This is a genomic window from Moritella sp. 24, from assembly GCF_018219155.1.
Taxonomy (GTDB): Bacteria; Pseudomonadota; Gammaproteobacteria; order Enterobacterales; family Moritellaceae; genus Moritella.
Genome location: NZ_CP056123.1, coordinates 380,804 through 397,600, shown reverse-complemented (window position 1 = coordinate 397,600; position 16,797 = coordinate 380,804). Strand labels below are relative to the sequence as shown.

Below are 16,797 nucleotides of genomic sequence, written 5' to 3'. Positions count from 1 at the left end.
GATTCATGATGAATGGCGGTAATATTCAGATACTGCAGCGTAGATAAATCAAAGGTCTTTATCTGCATCACTCTCACTCTTTTTGTGGTGCAGCTCATTTATAAACTGAACATTAGTAATCATAACAACCAAAACAGCTCTAATTTGATTTATTGATAAATAAACAATAAAGCTAACCGCTAAAATCTTAAATACATCCCGATGTACAATCACAAATGGCATGTCTTTAAGTAAAACACTGGCTAAATTATAAATCAAAAGAGAAACGATCACGAAAGCAGAAGTCAACGTAATCAAAACTAATTTTTCAATTCTACCGGTTTCACCTGAAGGGATAACAGATACACTTTTAGGCTTAGTATATGCAGCAATAGCTTGAGGGTAAGAATAAGCAATCCAAATCCCAGCTAAAGTGAACACTGCGGCAGATAAATTCTGTAATGTCGATACAATAGACGCTAAATCATTTAAATTAACGTAGCTAAAAGTGACGCTACCAATCGCAAAACTAATACCAATATAAAACACATGTTTTATTGCTATCGACTTTATAAAGCCCCAGATTAATGCCGCAACATTATAAAATCGCCATAATTTATCTTTCATATCATCCCACTTATGCTGACTTTCTCTTTTCAACAGCTATAGATGCAATATGTTGTTCCACTGAATACAATAATGACTCACGTTCATGCTGTAATGCTTCTAATATTTCTTCTGCTGAATAATACGTTTGTTTTGCTTTAAGTCCAGGAAGTAGTATTCTTTCTTTATTCATATACTTACTAAAAAATCGAGGAGATTTACTGTCTTTTTCTTTGAAACCAATATCATTCCAAGGACTATCTGGGTCATATTGTTCTTCATGCATTTTAAATATTGAAGTCAGTTCTTCTTCACTTAAATTCACTTCCTCAACAAGTTCAATTTCTTTCCTTAACCTATCATCACGTTTAATTCCACGGAACAGATCATACAATTTAAAGTGTGACCCCCTTTCATCTTTTAATTCTGATGAAATGGTATCCCTAAAAATAAGGTGCGTTATATTTTTTGATAATTTTTCAATATCTGCATTTTTTGACGAAATCATTTTTGATTTCACTGTAAATTTATATTTCAGTGCGTATGAACCATCTTCAGATGTATAGGTTACATTTTTTCTTTTTACTTCTTTGTCTTTAAATGGATTGAATACCATGCTTTCTGAGGTTTTCTTGCGAGGATGGTCAATACGTAAATCTATACATCGTTTAATGTAATCACAAACATCATCAGTGGCGGCTGAGGAGTGCGAGAAATTGATTGACGCGATTACATTATGTTCTGGAATAAACCAATAATACATAGGGTCACCCAAAATTGCAGCCCCTCCCTTAACGGTAGTCCCAATTTGAACCGAATCCGTTATGCTAGATCCAAATTTTGCATCTGGAGATATACCACTAATCTTACCACTACCATCATCAAATCGTTTCCAAAGGACAAAAACCGTGTCTTTGGTCTTCTCATCTGTTGCTAATGTTTTGCCATAGACTCTAGTTCTAGTAGAAGACTCTTCATCCCAAGGAAGAGTTTCGGTAAAATCTCGACCTCGTAGCCAATTATCGACCATCGATAGGGACTCTTCCATAGAGCCCTCAATATGGATATTTTTTTTATTTTGATATCGATAAAAACCGCAACTTGTCACTTCAAAAAAACTAATTAAACCTCGGTCCATGGTGTTCCCTAAAAAGTAAGCTATAACAAGCCATTATACTCACACACCCATTTAGTTTCATCAATAAAAAAATTAAAATACAAGGTATTTAGATACTAATTGGAACTTATGAAGTATTTTATATTTTTATTGAATCTACAAATTTATTCACAAAGTTGAGTCACGCCTTAACCTTAATTTATAAGATAATAAAAAATGGTGCTATTTATGACAGCGTTTTACTGAAACCACTCTACAGGTATTACCCCAAGCGCTATAAAAGACATAAACATCAGAGATATATAGCCAAACCAACCATACCTTATAAACAACCAAATACTCGGTTTTGAAGCTTTAGGGGCTCTTTTAACCATTTTTCTAAACTCAGTACCTAAACTAATTGCCCAGATAAAAAATACAACAGAAGAGATAGCTGCTGCGATACTTGGATCCTTAAATTGAAGAAGAGTAAAACAAACGCCAATGCCGACAGCCCCTACAGTATCAGACAGCCGAGAAAAGTATTCAATAGCGATCCTTTGCTCTTCTGAATCAAAAATAATTAAAGACATCCTTTTTTTCCTTTTTAAACTTTGGGTGCAGTCAAAAAAATAGATACTATTTTACCGGGCTAAAGCGAGAGTTATCGAAGAACAAATGAATCACGCTTAGTGCTATACATTTACGAGTAATCTTATGATGAACTACGGTAATATTTTAGTTTATAACTAAGTGTGCAACAGGTCTCAAAAATGAAATTACGTAAAGACAATCAATAATATATACAATACAGCTCACACCATTAAGACTTAAAGTTCATATACTTTAAAGGATTACTTAAATCACACTTTATAAGGAAATTATCATTATGGCAGTAAAACATGGGCCAACAGGCATAGTTCACAAAGGTAATAAGGGAGGTCAAACTGGTTGTGGCTTTGATACAAAAAAAGAAGCGTCTCATTGGAATGATTCACATAGCAAAATAACTTGTGATAAGAATGGTTGTAAAAACTAATTATAATATTATCAACAAAATATTGTCGGTGTCGACGGTTCTACCAACCGACGCCACCGTCAGCATTTACGTAAAAAAAAGCCCACTCAGCGTTAGAATGGGTTAAAAGTTAAAAAACAATCACATCAAATAAAACCAAGTCCTTGTAGATAAAGGCGGCCTTCGTCCCATCAGGGAAAATTATTTTCACTGTTTTAAATGCAACCCTCTTGCCATTAATCTCTACATGCTTCCCTGAATACCCGTTGCCAGAGCCACACCGTTTTTTGACTTTTTCAAATGCGTCACCAACTTTAACCCTACCGCCTGAGCACATAATCAACTCATCCGCCGTAGCATAGCTATTACTTAGCAAAATCATAAACAGCATTACGCTACGTATTAACTTATATACCATCAACTTTATTCCCTTAAAATTCAATAACTAAATTAGTATACTGAAATAAGAAAAGCAATAACACCTACTAATTCATTAATCAAACATACATAAATCATCTTAACGAACACAGCACCGCATTGACGGTAAAATTTCAACTGCCGCCGCTGTCATGTCCAAAGCAAAAAGCCGACTCTGAATTGGGCTTCGAACCACTTAATTGTATCAATCAATATTAGGCAGCTAATGGCTTAATTTACATGGTGTGGTAGCACAATTCATTCCACACTATGGATGCACAGCTATTTATTAAGGTTCAGATCCACCATCATCAAAGCATGACAGTAATGTTCCGATAGACGCTTTCTATGACACCTGTAGGCCGGAATAAGAACTCAGTTTTAAAGTCGGAAGGTAAACTCAAGACCAGAGCAATCATTAGTATCATTTCTACGAATTCGGCGACGGCGTTGACGGTCAGTCAGCCAACTACCGCCACCGTCACGTCCAAAGCAAAAAAAGCCCACTCGGTTAAGGATGGGCTTAGATTATTATCATTTCAATTTAGTGATTAATATCAATGACTAAGAAGATGAATTATTTTTTAAGTCATAGTCCAAGGCTTCTGACGCATCAAAGTAGTAATCCGTAATACCAGCTTCTTCAAAATAGAAAGGGATTCCTCGACAACAAATAGCACAAGTAGCTGCACCAAAAAGCTCAAGTAATGCTCCCTTTGATAACTTGGAATTAGACTTTAGATAGGCGTAAGCATCATATATTGACTGAGGAATACTTTTTGATGTAGACAAATCAAAAACACAACTAAAGTCTTCATCCTCAACATCTAAGCGCCTGACCAGTGTGGATATCTCAAATGTAGTGCCACTTAATTGCTTTGCATATACATCAATATGATCCATTACATCGTGGATACCAACATAAGCATCTCCATATTCAGATTCATACTCAAGAAAAAAATCTTTACCCGTATTGATGAATAAGCCCGTACCGCCATCAGAGAAATATGGTGTTTCACAGTCCACACCATCCTCCTTTCCGATAGAAGCGATGTCATTAATAATGTCAGCTGATATAACTGAATCTGCAATTTGGTTAGTCTGATTGATCATATTATTTACCTTATTTTTTATAAACAAAGTCAGCGCAATTAATGCGTTGGTTTGATATTTCGGATAGTAGCTTCTAGTGAGAAACTGAGAAAAAGAGCGCACTGAGCCCCTAACGTGGAGTCAGTGCGTTTAAGTTATTAATAATTGGTGGTATTACATATAGGTAGTTAAGTGATACATGCCATTAATGTTGCATAGACTTAGATGATTAAAGAGATATCATTCCTACTTATGATTTTCGACGTTAAAGTATAAGCAATCCGATAAAGCCCCTTAGCTAAGAGTATGTTCGATCAGCGCAATAATGCCTTTACTCGCAGAGCCCTCAACTTCTAAATCTGATTGGGAAACAAATCGCTCTAGAACAATGGCAAGCGCTGTTAACTTATTCTGTTTCGAGAGATTCAGTAGTGGATTCATATAATCATAAGCGTCCAGAATCGCATTAGGGATGCCAGTATATTTATATGACCCATGCCAAGATTCAAAAACATTTAGATCTTCAGGGTCTTTAACCGGAGTTCGTGTAACCACAAAGACTTTAAGTAATGACTCATCATCCCTATCTACATCGCAATCCAGTACACTAATAATGCCTCCGCTTTCTGTTAACTCATGATAGCCATCAGAGTAACTATCCCAGTTAATGACAGAATCTCCACAAGGCAGCATTGGCTCTGTTTCAGAGAGATCAGCGTTCCACGCTAATGATTCTTTAATTAACCTGAGATCGTTCTTCGTGTCATCTGATACTTTCTTTACTTCGATAAAAGGTGTCTTGCGTGCTGTATTTAGTAAACCATTCATAGTGTATTTTCCTTGGGTTTAGGCGCACTGACCCCCTAACGTGAAGCCAGTGCGTTTAAATTATTATTGATTAGGTTATTTAATAAAGTTGGTTAGCCAAGAAATGCTAATAGCTCAGCATGGCTTGCTGTTTCGGTTTTTTCACGTGATTGTAAAAGGGTATCATTTTCAAGAACCATGTCTTCTAGAGCTGATTCGGTCCAGTCAAGATCGTCATCGAGCACCAAATCCAGTTCAGACGTATCAGGTAAAGTAGGTTGCTTTAATTCTTGGTCATCAAGTAAAGGCTGTGTTTCTTTCTTTTCTGGTAACAAGATTGGTCTCAGTGTTGCTTTACGTCCTTTTGTGCCACGTTTTGCATCAACGAACCATTCCACGCCTTGTTTAGCTAATAGCTCTACTGAATTATTAAGCTTGATAGACATAGCGTTGGCATTAGCAGGCCAGCCGTTCGGTAGCCTCATCTCTAACGATTGAATATAACTACTAACAGCCTTGTGTACCTCAGTTGGTGTGCCAGTGAATTCACCGAACTCTTGAACGACTCCTGCGATACTTGTGATGAATGGGTTATGCTCAGCGGTCTGTTGATTCAAACCTTCTTCTGTTTCCTTCATAAAACACTTTTGAATAGATTGATCTTCAATTCCCATTGTTTTTTCGAACCCTGCGACCCACTGGATATAACTGGCTGCACGATGATCGATAATACTTTCAACATCCACCACGTTCTTCATGGTTTTAGCTGTTGTATCTAGTAACCAGCTTTGGACTTCTGGTAACATAGCATCTAGGAGTTGAAATATTTCATTCTCATTCCTATAGCTTTTTGTTGGCTTACTCGTATTAATAAAAGCAGCCCTTGTTGTAAGATCGTATTGTCTCGGTAACGTGATAGCAGTCAAAATCATCGGCTGGTGAACGACTGTATCGGTGATGTCAGTATTTGTATGTAATGTTCGCCCTGTAACAGTAACACCAGTGACTACATTACAAAAAGCATTCGATAATTCATCATTAATATTAGAAACATTATCAAAACAAAGAACATAATTATTAGCTGCTATAGCCACTAAATCTCGCACACTTTTAGGTAAACTTTTTACAGTGTCCTCACCTAAACCTAACAACTTAGTAATCAACTTAACCACTGTGGTCTTGCCTGTACCCGCAGAGCCGTAGACATACAACATGGGGTATGTCAGTCCTTGGCTACGAGGGTGCGCTAAGATGAACGTGATATAGGCAAGAACCAAATAGAACTGGTTTCGATTCAAGTTACTAAATAGATCGTGTAGCTTTTCAAGTTTTAGGTTATCGCCACCTGATGGTATATAAGTCAATTTACCTTTTGCTGGTTTATGAATAAAAGTCAATTCAGTTGGTGAGTTAGCTGATATCACAACTCCATCCCGAAGAAGTAAGGCACTTCCATTCTGATCGTTACTATCAAGAACAACACCCTCGTTAGGAATCGCTGCATTTAGGTAAGAATTGAATTCAGCAGCTTCTATATTCACACCGTCGAGGGTAATTTCATTTTTCAAATTTTCTAGTGTCGGTTTCATCAGTCTAGGTGATGGAGCTTTACCCAACGCCAACTTAATCAATCGACCGATAAAACCATTAAACTCTGGAGAGTCAATGGGAACCATCTTATTAATAGCATCGCCCTCGAACACAAAGTAGGGCTTGCCACGATACAAAGCAAACATGCAAAAATCTGCCTTATCGACACCTTCATATATTGCTGAGCTGAAGTCATCACCATATTTCAGTAATATATTTCTACAGATTGGGGTTAACTGAGTTGCTAACTTATTCAAATGAGCTTCGTTAGCTCCTGCTTGGTTAGTTGTGCGTACTTTCATCGCCATGATTTCTCTCCAATTCTAAGTTAATTAATATTCTTTTTGTGATATTCACAGTCGCTACGTAATCTGTATCCTTGCCCTAAGATTGATTCAGACACATCAGCCATTACTTGGGCTACAAGTGGCTTAGTCTCTTTGTCATTGGCTGAAACTTCGATTGCAAAGCAGTCATGAATAGAAAAAATAAGGGGGATGTTGAGTTGCTCTAGTTTCAAGCATATTTTTCTTAGCATGTAAGCACATACGGCTTGCACAAAAAAATTACGAATTGATGACGTTCTTGTGTCGGCTGCGACTGTACGGCGAAACCCGAACACGTCAGCGTAACCTTGCTTAAAAGCTTGTTTAACTTTGCTATCAAGATAGGCATTCACTTTGTGCATTATTTTACGAAGGGTGCGGTCCCATAGAACAGCGGTATCTTTAGTGACTCCAAATGTCTTAGAAATGCCACTAGGTGTAATACCGTAGAGGTGGCTAATACACAGAACTTTGAATGTCTTTCGACTAAGATCTGTGAACAAACTATCTCTAGCTTTTAATGCCTCGTATAAGTCCCCACGCTGGTAAGCTTCCCAAAGCTCACTATCACCACACATAGCAGCTAAGCAAGCAGGTTCCTGAGAACAGAAATCAAGTATGAAGATCTGATTTCCTTTCTTGGGATACAGAAGATAATGACGTAAATCACAAGGTAAATAGACAAAAGAACAACCTTTTGTCGCTTCTCTACCACTACTCGCAGCAAACGGATTACAATACTCATAATGTCGACCTTTATGGTTTACATTAAACTTGAGTAGGTTCTTACTCCATGCAAAGGTTAGCGCTTGATATAATTTACGGGCTAATGGAATGGGTATATTTTTAAGTTCATCTACATCAGTAACTAACTCCCCATTTTGACATTTAGGCCAGCGGATCCAATCCGACGGTGCTAAAAATTGGTGAAGATTGCTAACCGCAATGTCGCAGCCGTCAACAGAAATTACTTTTTGGTCAATTAGTTTTTCATGCACTTTTTCATAAAATTTTAGCTTTTCCTGACATTTTATTAACCTCCCGAGATGTATTGGAATGCCTCTCAAGTAACGTTTAACGCAGCTTTCTATATAACCAATGTCATCACTAGTACCTAAAACGTCTTCCTTGTTCGTATATGGATCTAGTTTCTCCGCTAACTCAATTGACGGTAATCCATTCCCGTCATATTCGTTGATCAACTCGCTTAAGCGCTTATCTTTAATGACCCCCATTGATGGGGCACACTTTTGTGCATGCTTAGCCTTAGCAAAGATACAGGCTGTTTGAAGTTTTGATTTAACCTCAATAGTATTGTTTTCTTTAATTAACATAATTATTCCTTTTTTTTGCATTACACCGGACGTTGATTGGCGTCGGAATCCGGTTTAATGCATTATTAAAATGAATTGGTTTTCTTTAGTCCAAATTTTTAAAGAGCATTGAGAGTTGCCTCTCGTTGGATTGCATTAAACAGTAAATCTATTTTGTGAGCTGTCATTTGCGCCGGGCTTTGTTAAAGTAAAAAAAAAGAGAAGCGCGATGGCTTCTCTTTGAAGGAGGTTAGAGGTAAGTCGAGGACTAAATTTGGTCTTTGCTATTTTTTAATATTTTACTGTAGACATAACCCTGTTCTGATTTGTTATTTTTCCAATACGAAAGGTGGTTCTTTAGATCTCGAAATCGTGCAATTTGAATCTCTTCTTTATGTGACTCATTATTGAAATCTTTCAATTTAGGCATGTCAGACATATAAAAAAAATCATCATCATGAGAGATCTGCCTTGCTACTTCAGATGCTTTCAGGTCATATTTTTTTAAATAAGAATAAAGCCATGCTTTAATGAATAACCATCGATATTGAGCTCTAAGATCTCCAGAATTAGCTGAGTTATTTTGATGAATTTCTTTGTAGATAAAATCCATTGGAGAGGAAGGCATATCAGGAGTTCCACCCAACTTTTTTACAATGTGATGAGCGAGTACAACATCAATATATCTAGGAAATATCTCTTTAAATCCAGCTTTGACAATGACCTTCATATTTTTAAATGGGCTTTTTTTCGTAGACGTTCTAGCTATTTCTTTTTTCCAGAATATAGTATGTTCTTTAATCTGACTCGGTAACATCCTCATGTACCCTTGAAGCAGCGCCTTAGCTAACAGTGCATACCGTCCATGAAGATCTAGTGTTTTTAACTCACCATACTCTAACTCTTCAGATTGAGACAACTCCCATAAAAGATCACTCACATTCTGGCAATGCTCAACAATCCGATCTTGTACATCAGCATTAATATATTTTCGTCCATCAACTATATAATTTCCAATTAACTCCGACCATATAAAACAGCTAGTTTTAACTAAACATTCAAGGTCATGGGTTAAAACTAGACTTTTATCTTTCATCAGATTTTCAAAGCTTTCTACTATTTTTTCAAGGCCCACCTTGTCCTCTCTATGTCCATACCGTTTTTCAAGAAATTTATGACACTGTAAAAAATAATTATATAGATGATCTTTATTAAAAAATGTAAATGCGAATGGGCAATAAGGATCATCAATACCTGGAAATGGGCCTTGCTCAAACGCACGGTAGTAGAAATTCTTATGCTTGTAACTTGGTCTCCCTTCTTTCTTATTTTTAAATTTTCTATACCAAGGGTGGAAATCAGCAATTAGCCGCTCAAAAGCCTCTAAATCTGGATCATCATCTGGAATTTTGTAAAAATTTACCATCAGTGCTATTTAACCTATAAATTATTCAATAACTTAATTGTACCTAATTCACATATATAATCTCGATTACCAATAGTTATATCAACCACAGTTAAGACCACACGAATAGTTACGCTCGACTTATAGACAGGAAATATTATACAAAGATCTTCCTGTCGAATCCTGTCAGTCTCCGGTACTTCCACCCAACCCCCCTCACATTTACCCCAATCCCTGACGGCGGCGACAGTCCTGTAAAACACGGAATCACGCCGTCAACGTCAACGCAGGTATCAGCTTATGATTTTTCGTAGGGTATTAGCGGGGAAATATGGCTTGAAGATGGATAGAAATAACCTAAGTTGAAGAAACTCATAATCGGCAGGTCCCCAGTTCAAGTCTGGGAGGGCCCACCAAATTTAGAACACTTGATGGAAACATCAGGTGTTTTTTTATGTCTGTAATAAAGTCACATAAACGATGCTTATCCACCAAATTAGTCAAGTCAGTCCTTCTTATCACTCTAAAGCTAATTTTACCTACCTTTCAAATCGACGATCTTAGAAACAATACCACCTAAATAAATCCCGAACAGCATAAAAACCACAGCAACCAAGCCTGCTGGTGAAAATGCGGGCAAGGCTAATAACAACTGCGTATCGTTACCGCCACTGGCCAATACAGCGCCTATGCCCATCAATACACCTGCTAATAAGTGCCTAGCAACCAGCCTGATTGTAAACCACTTAAAAACAAACGAACGAGTAACGATAGCTGCAATAAGCATCCCCAAGATTAAGCTAAATATCAATAAAAATCGCTCTACTGACGGCCAAGTTCGTTCATTTCCATACCACACAAACAAGCTAATATCTTTCAGTAATCCACTCGGTGTCCAGTGACGTTCATACAAAAATATAATACTTGCCACCATGCCAATGCTTAACATCGATAACCATAGCTTTTGATTTTCTTTGTTAAATCGAAATAAGGCAATTACTAATAATATCGACAGTAGAGCACCACCAATAAAATGCATATATTGAGGTAAAATATAAACATGACTTTCGACTTTAGAAATAAATGAAGCCAGTAAAACCCAACCTGCTAACCAGCCCAAAATAGTCGCTAACATGGCAATATCTCCACGTGCTAAACGACTGACCGTAGATACGCCACAACCATGGTTTATCGCGGCTCCAAAACCAAAAATAAGCCCCCCGACAGCTGAGAACCAAGTTGCCTCGTATGATATAAACATATTTCTTTCAACACTAAAATTAGCGATCAATAAAGGTAGCCATGCAAAGGAACCGCTAAGTAAGATCGCGACTAAAAACATGGGCTTTCTTTTCACTGCTTGATTCATACCTTTGACCATACATAAGCCAGTTGTTTGCGCTAAATAACCAAGACAAGCAATTAACACAAGCGTAATAAAAAATAACACGCATACTCCTTAGTAATACTCGATGTACTCGTAATCTTAAATATAGTAAAGCCAACGTTTTATGGAAAACCGCAACTCGAATTGATAGCGAGGGCTCTTGAGGAGTGAATTAAAAGATAATATCAGCTACACTCCTTCGCCTATCATATTTGTGTTTAACGAGTTTTAATTTATGTCTCAGGTTCGTGCCACCCACGCTTCCCATATCGTCCTACCAGAAAACGTGACGGACAAACCCACTGTATTCAGCTTTCTTATCAGTCACTTCCAACAGATCGATGCGACGGTATGGCAACAGCGTATTGTGGATGGAAAAGTGCATTGGCGAGATGGTAGTTTAATCACTCTTGATTGCGTGTTTGTGCCACGAGAACGAGTTTATTATTACCGAGAAGTTGCGGTAGAGAAAAAAGTACCTTTTACTGAAAAGATTATCTACGAAGACGACAATATTATTGTTGCCTACAAGCCTCATTTTTTAGCCGTAAGCCCTAGCGGTCAATTCGTTAATGAGTGCTTAGTTAATCGTCTAAGAATAAAAACAGGTATCGAAACACTAGTGACAGCCCATCGCCTTGATCGTGCGACAGCAGGGCTAATGTTGCTATCTAAGCACCCTGAGCAACGCCACTTGTACCATGACTTATTTAAGCATGGAAATATTACAAAACACTATCAGGCAATAGCACGATTAACACCGGAACTAAAACGATTACATGATGAAGATAAGTTACCGTTGCCGTACTGCTGGACAGTAAAAAATAAAATTGTTAAAGGTAACCCAACATTCACGATGCAGATTTCCGATGGCGAAGCGAATAGCCATTCAACAATCGAATTAAATGAAGTTAAAGGGGAGTTCGGGTTATTTAAATTATCACCAATTACAGGCAAGACGCATCAGTTACGTTTACACATGGATAGCTTAGGTATGCCACTGATAAACGATCGGTTATATCCAACATTATTAGAACGATGTGATGATAATTTTAAGCAACCATTACAACTACTCGCTCAACACCTACAGTTTACCGATCCAGTCTCTGGTATTGAGCATAATATAACGGCAGAAGCACTTAGTATTGATGAGATAGTAGATAAACGAATTGATATGATAGAAGCAGTTTAAACAACTGCTGTTAGCTTTTGCGCCATTTTAACTTTATCTAAACAACGAGCAATTTTCATTTTAGATACAGGCTTAACTAAATAGTCCGTAGGCTGTAGTTTAATAACTTGTTTTACCGTATTAATATTATTATCTCCGGTAACAATAAATACGGGAATATTTTTTTGCTGTTTACGGACATATTCTAATACGCGTAAACCATCAAGATCATCGCGTAGATTAAGATCTAAAAAAATATAATCAAACTCATTTTTTGATAATAAATTTAATGCCAAAGGCACATTTTCAGCATAGGTGACGCTGTCACAATCAGAGTAACTTTCAAACGAAATCTTACGCACTAATTGTGTAATTATTTGTACGATCACCTTACTATCTTCAACAATCAGACACCTCATTACAACTCCTTTTGATTGTGACGAATTAGATTAGTATAGGCTTAGGTAAAATAAAAGGTGCGCAGCTTTTAATACTTTACCTCTAAAGTATGAGGTAGTTCACATTTAGATTTAACGCATTATAATTCCCATCATTAACGATATAATTTAGTGCGTTATAAATAATACATATTAATAAAAGCGCAGACTTTAGAAGATAAAGGACTGCGCTTTTACGGTTATGCTTTTTGATTTGTGTAACGTTGTTGGAAACGATGAACGATTAGCATTCCAAACATCGAAATAAATAAAGCTGGAACGATAGGATGAATACCAAACATCGCGGGCTTAAACCATAGCAACAATAAATAACTAACAAGACCAGTTACCATTGCAGAAAGAGCCGCATGACCGGAAACCTGGGGCCAATATAACCCAGCAAGCACAGGCCATAAGAATACCGCCTGTAATGCACCAAAAGCAGCAAGATTAAGCCAAACAATCATTTTCGGTGGTTCAATTGCACAATAAGTTGCAATTAGGGTTATCAATAGCATTGCAACACGTGTTAGCCATACCTGCTTATCTGCCGTCATTGCCGGATAACAACGTACTGCACCATCACGCACAAGGCTTACAGCCGACTGTAATAGCATCGAATCAACAGATGACATTACCGCTGCAATTGGTGCAGCCAGTAATACGCCCGCCCAAAATGGATTAAATAGTCCTGTAATTAACGTAGGCATGATCTCATCAGGTACAGTTAAATCAGGATATAAAGCACGACCTAATACACCCGTTAGATGTGGGATAAGGGTCATTAAGAAACTAATAATTGTTCCCCAAATCATTCCTCGCTTTAACGCATTAGTGTCTTTTACCGCAAGCAAGCGTACTACTGTATGTGGTAAACCTAAGGTACCAAAACAAATAAGCATCCAAAAAGACAACATCATCGGCCAACCAAGCTGACCGTTATTACCTTGTGGGCTTAACAATGTTGGAGACTGTGCGCTGACATCAGCCATAAGCGCCGTTAGACCGCCTTGCGACAATAAAGTGAAAAAGATAACCAGTACACCGACGATCATCAAAATACCTTGGAACGCATCGGTGATCACCACGGCTCTAAATCCACCAGTAAGTGTATAAGCCAGCACTGTGATAACAAATAATCCCAATCCAAGCTCATAACTGATCCCACTAACACCAGAGAATAAACGAGCACCGCCAATAAATTGCACCGAGATCATCGCAATAAAGCCAACAACAAGGCTCACCAACGCTAATTTGGTCAACCAATTATTTTGATAACGCGCATCCAACCATTCGATGAGTGTCGCGTGTTCCGCTTTACGTTGTGCTAATAACTTAGGGCCTAATACACCCAGTGTTAACATCGCAACAGGCACTTGAATCAACGCAAGCCACACCCAACCTAAGCCAATTTTATAAGCAGCACCGGGACCGCCAATAAAGGAACTTGCACTGGTATAAGTAGCAACTAAGGTCAACGCCAATAACGGACCATTAAGAAAACGTCCACCAATAAAAAAGCGTTTAGCTTTGTCTTGATACAGGGCACCCGCTTGCTTCGATTGTCGACTACTCCACCAACGAGTGATCAGTAGGCTAATAATAAGATAGATAAAAATAGGAATAAGATTAGTCATGATAAGTAGATTTAATCATTAAAATAAGAAGGAAAATAAGTAATAAGGGTGCAAACAAACAAGAAAACCAGAACCAGACAGGCAGTCCCCACCAGTTACCTTGTGTTTGTAGTAATAACGGTCCGCTGCACCAGAGAACAAAATAGCTCAATGTGAGCAGCAGCGTTTTTTTTGAAATTGATTGCATAGCTTAGCCTAAAATAAATACCCGCGAAGAGTATAGATAATCATTATCGATAAATAATTCTAATCATATGAATTATTCGACAGATTTAGTATTTTACGCTGAATTATATCGAGATGAAGCCTTACATCCAAATATTGTTTTATTTTCGTGTTTATTAAACGACTAATTCATCAAACGAAATCAATGTATCGCTAATGACCGAATCAATATCATCAATATACACACCTGCGCCATAGGTCCAACCCCAACTAGAAAAATGTTTACTATAAGAGATTTTACGCACGGCTTTACCACCAATGAAAAGGGGAAAACAATAGCTGACAAAAGTGCCATTTTTTAGTTTTTTTGCTTGCTCATGTATTGTTTGATAAGTGAAATTACCATTGGAATCTTGTAGCATTTTAACATTAGCGTTTGAATCATCTACACCGCCTAAAGAGGCTAATAAAGTGTAATCATTATCAAAAACAAAAATATAATTACCATCTAAAAAAGAAAGACGTTGTAATGCTTGCTCTTGTGCATCTTCGAGTGACAGGACTCCTGACTGATAATACAGATCATAGCGCTGAAAAATCGCTTCTGTTTTATCAATAATACTCACCAAACGTGATTTTCTTTCTGCCAACATATCCCCACGCAGCATTGATAAATACCCTAATGCAGCCAGTGCAAGTACTATAAAACTAAATGCAATACATAAGCTAATATGGAAGATAACAGGATAACGACGGTACATTACAGCCTCAATAACATAACGAAATAATTTATTCGCATGCTAACACATAAAAACATAAACGACTGTAAACAATAAGAAAATTAAAGATTAATGTATGAGTTGGATAATATTGGAATATCTATAACGCTATTGTCTAGATTTTCAGCTAGTCATATTACAAAAATGTAATATGTTTAAAAAATAAATTAACGATAAGCATACAGGATCAGCTCACCGTTAATAATTAATCAGCAAAGTAAATTATTTTGCTACAACTTCATAGCTTGACGTTATTTCCGCCGCTTTCTCTAGCATCTTAGCTACAGAGCAATATTTTTCCATCGATAGTTCAACCGCACGCTTTACTTTTTTCTCATTCAGGTCTGTACCAGAAACAATAAAATGTGCATTAATTTTAGTGAAAACACGCGGTGCTTCAGCGGCACGTTCACTCGTCAAATTAACTTCACAACCTAAGATGTTTTGACGTCCCGTTTTTAAAATATCGACAACATCAATAGAGCTACATGCGCCCATTCCCATCAGCACAACTTCCATTGGACTTGCAGCAATACCATCACGATTACCATCCATAAGGATGCCATGACCAGTTTCTGATGTACCCATCAGTTGCATTTCTTCGATCCACTTCACATTTGCTTTCATAAAACACCTAGTTAATGTCTAATTCGAAGGCATTAGACAATATTTAATGCCACTAAGGTAATTAAATACCGTCTCATATCCCAAATATAGTTAAAAGTCACAAATAAACAGCAAGTCAATAATCAAAAAATGATATATTCACGTTAATATTGAGCAGAAATCAACTCAGTTCTTGCTTATTAGTGTTATTGTCTCTTATGCTATCAAGTCAGTAATAATAATAAAATTAAAATATCGCAACACGGACATAAATTGCGATTATAATAACTTACAGAGGAATACCCATGGTTGTTATCGGCAAGCCACAATCTGACCCGACTTTAGAATGGTTTTTATCTCACTGCCATATTCATAAGTACCCTTCAAAAAGTACGCTGATCCATGCTGGAGAAAAAGCGGAAACTTTATATTTTATCGTGAAAGGTTCTGTGGCAGTTCTTATTAAAGATGAAGAAGGTAAGGAGATGATCCTTTCTTATCTAAATCAAGGTGACTTCATGGGTGAACTAGGCCTATTTGAAGACACTGAAGAACCTGTTCGTAGCGCATGGATCCGAGCTAAATCACCATGTGAAGTAGCTGAAATTTCATATAAGAAATTCCGTCAGTTAATCCAAGTTAATCCTGAAATTCTAATGCGTCTATCAGGACAAATGGCTGAACGTCTACAAACTACAAGCCAGAAAGTTGGCGATCTAGCATTCCTAGACGTAACTGGTCGTATTGCACAAACATTATTAAGTTTAGCGAAACAACCTGATGCAATGACTCACCCAGACGGTATGCAAATTAAAATTACTCGTCAAGAAATCGGTCAAATCGTTGGTTGTTCACGTGAAACTGTTGGCCGTATTTTGAAGATGCTTGAAGAGCAAGAGCTTATTTCAGCTCACGGTAAAACGATTGTTGTATTTGGCACTCGCTAATCCAACTCGTTTACTAAGA

Annotated in this window: 18 protein-coding genes; 3 read left to right on the top strand and 15 right to left on the bottom strand. The window is 37.3% G+C overall.

Translation table 11 applies throughout. The features are described 5' to 3' along the window. Positions 1 to 48: 48 nt before the first annotated feature. The 3 genes from HWV00_RS01835 to HWV00_RS01825 all read right to left on the bottom strand — a co-directional run bounded on the left by HWV00_RS01835 (position 49) and on the right by HWV00_RS01825 (position 2,274). A complete protein-coding gene (locus tag HWV00_RS01835; RefSeq protein ID WP_211684444.1) occupies positions 49 to 606 on the bottom strand; it encodes a hypothetical protein in 558 nt (185 codons plus the stop codon). A gap of 10 nt (positions 607 to 616) precedes the next feature. After that, on the bottom strand, positions 617 to 1,723 hold the full coding sequence (locus HWV00_RS01830; protein ID WP_211684443.1) for a hypothetical protein: 1,107 nt from the start codon (positions 1,721 to 1,723) through the stop codon (positions 617 to 619). A gap of 218 nt (positions 1,724 to 1,941) precedes the next feature. Further along, positions 1,942 to 2,274: a hypothetical protein gene (locus HWV00_RS01825; RefSeq protein ID WP_211684442.1), complete on the bottom strand. Its 333-nt coding sequence runs from the start codon at positions 2,272 to 2,274 to the stop codon at positions 1,942 to 1,944. A 296-nt stretch (positions 2,275 to 2,570) separates the two neighbouring features. Here HWV00_RS01825 and HWV00_RS01820 point away from each other — a divergent pair, with 296 nt between their 5' ends. Beyond that, positions 2,571 to 2,720, top strand: coding sequence for a hypothetical protein (locus HWV00_RS01820; RefSeq protein WP_211684441.1), 150 nt, complete (start codon positions 2,571 to 2,573; stop codon positions 2,718 to 2,720). A gap of 109 nt (positions 2,721 to 2,829) precedes the next feature. Here HWV00_RS01820 and HWV00_RS01815 read toward each other — a convergent pair whose 3' ends face one another. The 7 genes from HWV00_RS01815 to HWV00_RS01785 form a co-directional block, all read right to left on the bottom strand. Beyond that, a complete protein-coding gene (locus HWV00_RS01815; RefSeq protein WP_211684440.1) occupies positions 2,830 to 3,117 on the bottom strand; it encodes a hypothetical protein in 288 nt (95 codons plus the stop codon). A gap of 563 nt (positions 3,118 to 3,680) precedes the next feature. Beyond that, positions 3,681 to 4,229, bottom strand: coding sequence for a hypothetical protein (locus tag HWV00_RS01810; RefSeq protein ID WP_211684439.1), 549 nt, complete (start codon positions 4,227 to 4,229; stop codon positions 3,681 to 3,683). Positions 4,230 to 4,502: 273 nt separating this feature from the next. After that, complete coding sequence (locus HWV00_RS01805; RefSeq protein ID WP_211684438.1) at positions 4,503 to 5,036, bottom strand: hypothetical protein; 534 nt, start codon at positions 5,034 to 5,036, stop codon at positions 4,503 to 4,505. A gap of 92 nt (positions 5,037 to 5,128) precedes the next feature. Further along, on the bottom strand, positions 5,129 to 6,913 hold the full coding sequence (locus HWV00_RS01800) for a hypothetical protein (RefSeq protein ID WP_211684437.1): 1,785 nt from the start codon (positions 6,911 to 6,913) through the stop codon (positions 5,129 to 5,131). Positions 6,914 to 6,933: 20 nt separating this feature from the next. Beyond that, positions 6,934 to 8,265, bottom strand: a complete 1,332-nt coding sequence (locus tag HWV00_RS01795) for a DNA polymerase (RefSeq protein WP_211684436.1) — start codon at positions 8,263 to 8,265, stop codon at positions 6,934 to 6,936. 247 nt (positions 8,266 to 8,512) lie between these two features. Beyond that, complete coding sequence (locus tag HWV00_RS01790) at positions 8,513 to 9,670, bottom strand: hypothetical protein (RefSeq protein ID WP_211684435.1); 1,158 nt, start codon at positions 9,668 to 9,670, stop codon at positions 8,513 to 8,515. 514 nt (positions 9,671 to 10,184) lie between these two features. Beyond that, on the bottom strand, positions 10,185 to 11,099 hold the full coding sequence (locus HWV00_RS01785) for a YeeE/YedE thiosulfate transporter family protein (RefSeq protein ID WP_211684434.1): 915 nt from the start codon (positions 11,097 to 11,099) through the stop codon (positions 10,185 to 10,187). Between the two features lie 172 nt (positions 11,100 to 11,271). Here HWV00_RS01785 and HWV00_RS01780 point away from each other — a divergent pair, with 172 nt between their 5' ends. Continuing rightward, entirely contained in the window at positions 11,272 to 12,228 is a 957-nt protein-coding gene (locus tag HWV00_RS01780; protein WP_211684433.1) for a pseudouridine synthase, read from the top strand. Here HWV00_RS01780 and HWV00_RS01775 read toward each other — a convergent pair. The 5 genes from HWV00_RS01775 to HWV00_RS01755 form a co-directional block, all read right to left on the bottom strand. Then, positions 12,225 to 12,626, bottom strand: a complete 402-nt coding sequence (locus HWV00_RS01775) for a response regulator (RefSeq protein ID WP_211684432.1) — start codon at positions 12,624 to 12,626, stop codon at positions 12,225 to 12,227. The two genes, HWV00_RS01780 and HWV00_RS01775, sit on opposite strands and share 4 nt — an antisense overlap. A gap of 218 nt (positions 12,627 to 12,844) precedes the next feature. Continuing rightward, on the bottom strand, positions 12,845 to 14,281 hold the full coding sequence (gene panF, locus HWV00_RS01770) for a sodium/pantothenate symporter (RefSeq protein WP_211684431.1): 1,437 nt from the start codon (positions 14,279 to 14,281) through the stop codon (positions 12,845 to 12,847). After that, positions 14,274 to 14,468: a DUF997 family protein gene (locus HWV00_RS01765; RefSeq protein ID WP_211684430.1), complete on the bottom strand. Its 195-nt coding sequence runs from the start codon at positions 14,466 to 14,468 to the stop codon at positions 14,274 to 14,276. The genes panF and HWV00_RS01765 overlap by 8 nt, the downstream gene beginning before the upstream one ends. Before the next feature lie 154 nt (positions 14,469 to 14,622). Further along, entirely contained in the window at positions 14,623 to 15,207 is a 585-nt protein-coding gene (locus HWV00_RS01760) for a cache domain-containing protein (RefSeq protein WP_211684429.1), read from the bottom strand. 240 nt (positions 15,208 to 15,447) lie between these two features. Continuing rightward, complete coding sequence (locus tag HWV00_RS01755) at positions 15,448 to 15,852, bottom strand: OsmC family protein (RefSeq protein WP_211684428.1); 405 nt, start codon at positions 15,850 to 15,852, stop codon at positions 15,448 to 15,450. A gap of 284 nt (positions 15,853 to 16,136) precedes the next feature. On the opposite strand from HWV00_RS01755, the gene crp reads away from it, so the two are divergent. After that, positions 16,137 to 16,778 (top strand): cAMP-activated global transcriptional regulator CRP, encoded by a 642-nt coding sequence (gene crp / locus HWV00_RS01750; RefSeq protein ID WP_017223190.1) that lies wholly within the window; start codon positions 16,137 to 16,139, stop codon positions 16,776 to 16,778. The last annotated feature ends 19 nt before the right edge of the window (positions 16,779 to 16,797 follow it).

Coding starts and splice junctions, on each gene's coding strand:
- HWV00_RS01800 (WP_211684437.1), bottom strand. CDS start 6,913: ATGGCGATGAAAGTACGCACAACTAACCAAGCAGGAGCTAACGAAGCT.
- HWV00_RS01830 (WP_211684443.1), bottom strand. CDS start 1,723: ATGGACCGAGGTTTAATTAGTTTTTTTGAAGTGACAAGTTGCGGTTTT.
- HWV00_RS01790 (WP_211684435.1), bottom strand. CDS start 9,670: ATGGTAAATTTTTACAAAATTCCAGATGATGATCCAGATTTAGAGGCT.
- HWV00_RS01765 (WP_211684430.1), bottom strand. CDS start 14,468: ATGCAATCAATTTCAAAAAAAACGCTGCTGCTCACATTGAGCTATTTT.
- HWV00_RS01835 (WP_211684444.1), bottom strand. CDS start 606: ATGAAAGATAAATTATGGCGATTTTATAATGTTGCGGCATTAATCTGG.
- HWV00_RS01810 (WP_211684439.1), bottom strand. CDS start 4,229: ATGATCAATCAGACTAACCAAATTGCAGATTCAGTTATATCAGCTGAC.
- HWV00_RS01760 (WP_211684429.1), bottom strand. CDS start 15,207: ATGTACCGTCGTTATCCTGTTATCTTCCATATTAGCTTATGTATTGCA.
- HWV00_RS01815 (WP_211684440.1), bottom strand. CDS start 3,117: ATGGTATATAAGTTAATACGTAGCGTAATGCTGTTTATGATTTTGCTA.
- HWV00_RS01805 (WP_211684438.1), bottom strand. CDS start 5,036: ATGAATGGTTTACTAAATACAGCACGCAAGACACCTTTTATCGAAGTA.
- HWV00_RS01775 (WP_211684432.1), bottom strand. CDS start 12,626: ATGAGGTGTCTGATTGTTGAAGATAGTAAGGTGATCGTACAAATAATT.
- panF (WP_211684431.1), bottom strand. CDS start 14,281: ATGACTAATCTTATTCCTATTTTTATCTATCTTATTATTAGCCTACTG.
- HWV00_RS01795 (WP_211684436.1), bottom strand. CDS start 8,265: ATGTTAATTAAAGAAAACAATACTATTGAGGTTAAATCAAAACTTCAA.
- HWV00_RS01780 (WP_211684433.1), top strand. CDS start 11,272: ATGTCTCAGGTTCGTGCCACCCACGCTTCCCATATCGTCCTACCAGAA.
- HWV00_RS01755 (WP_211684428.1), bottom strand. CDS start 15,852: ATGAAAGCAAATGTGAAGTGGATCGAAGAAATGCAACTGATGGGTACA.
- HWV00_RS01820 (WP_211684441.1), top strand. CDS start 2,571: ATGGCAGTAAAACATGGGCCAACAGGCATAGTTCACAAAGGTAATAAG.
- HWV00_RS01825 (WP_211684442.1), bottom strand. CDS start 2,274: ATGTCTTTAATTATTTTTGATTCAGAAGAGCAAAGGATCGCTATTGAA.
- crp (WP_017223190.1), top strand. CDS start 16,137: ATGGTTGTTATCGGCAAGCCACAATCTGACCCGACTTTAGAATGGTTT.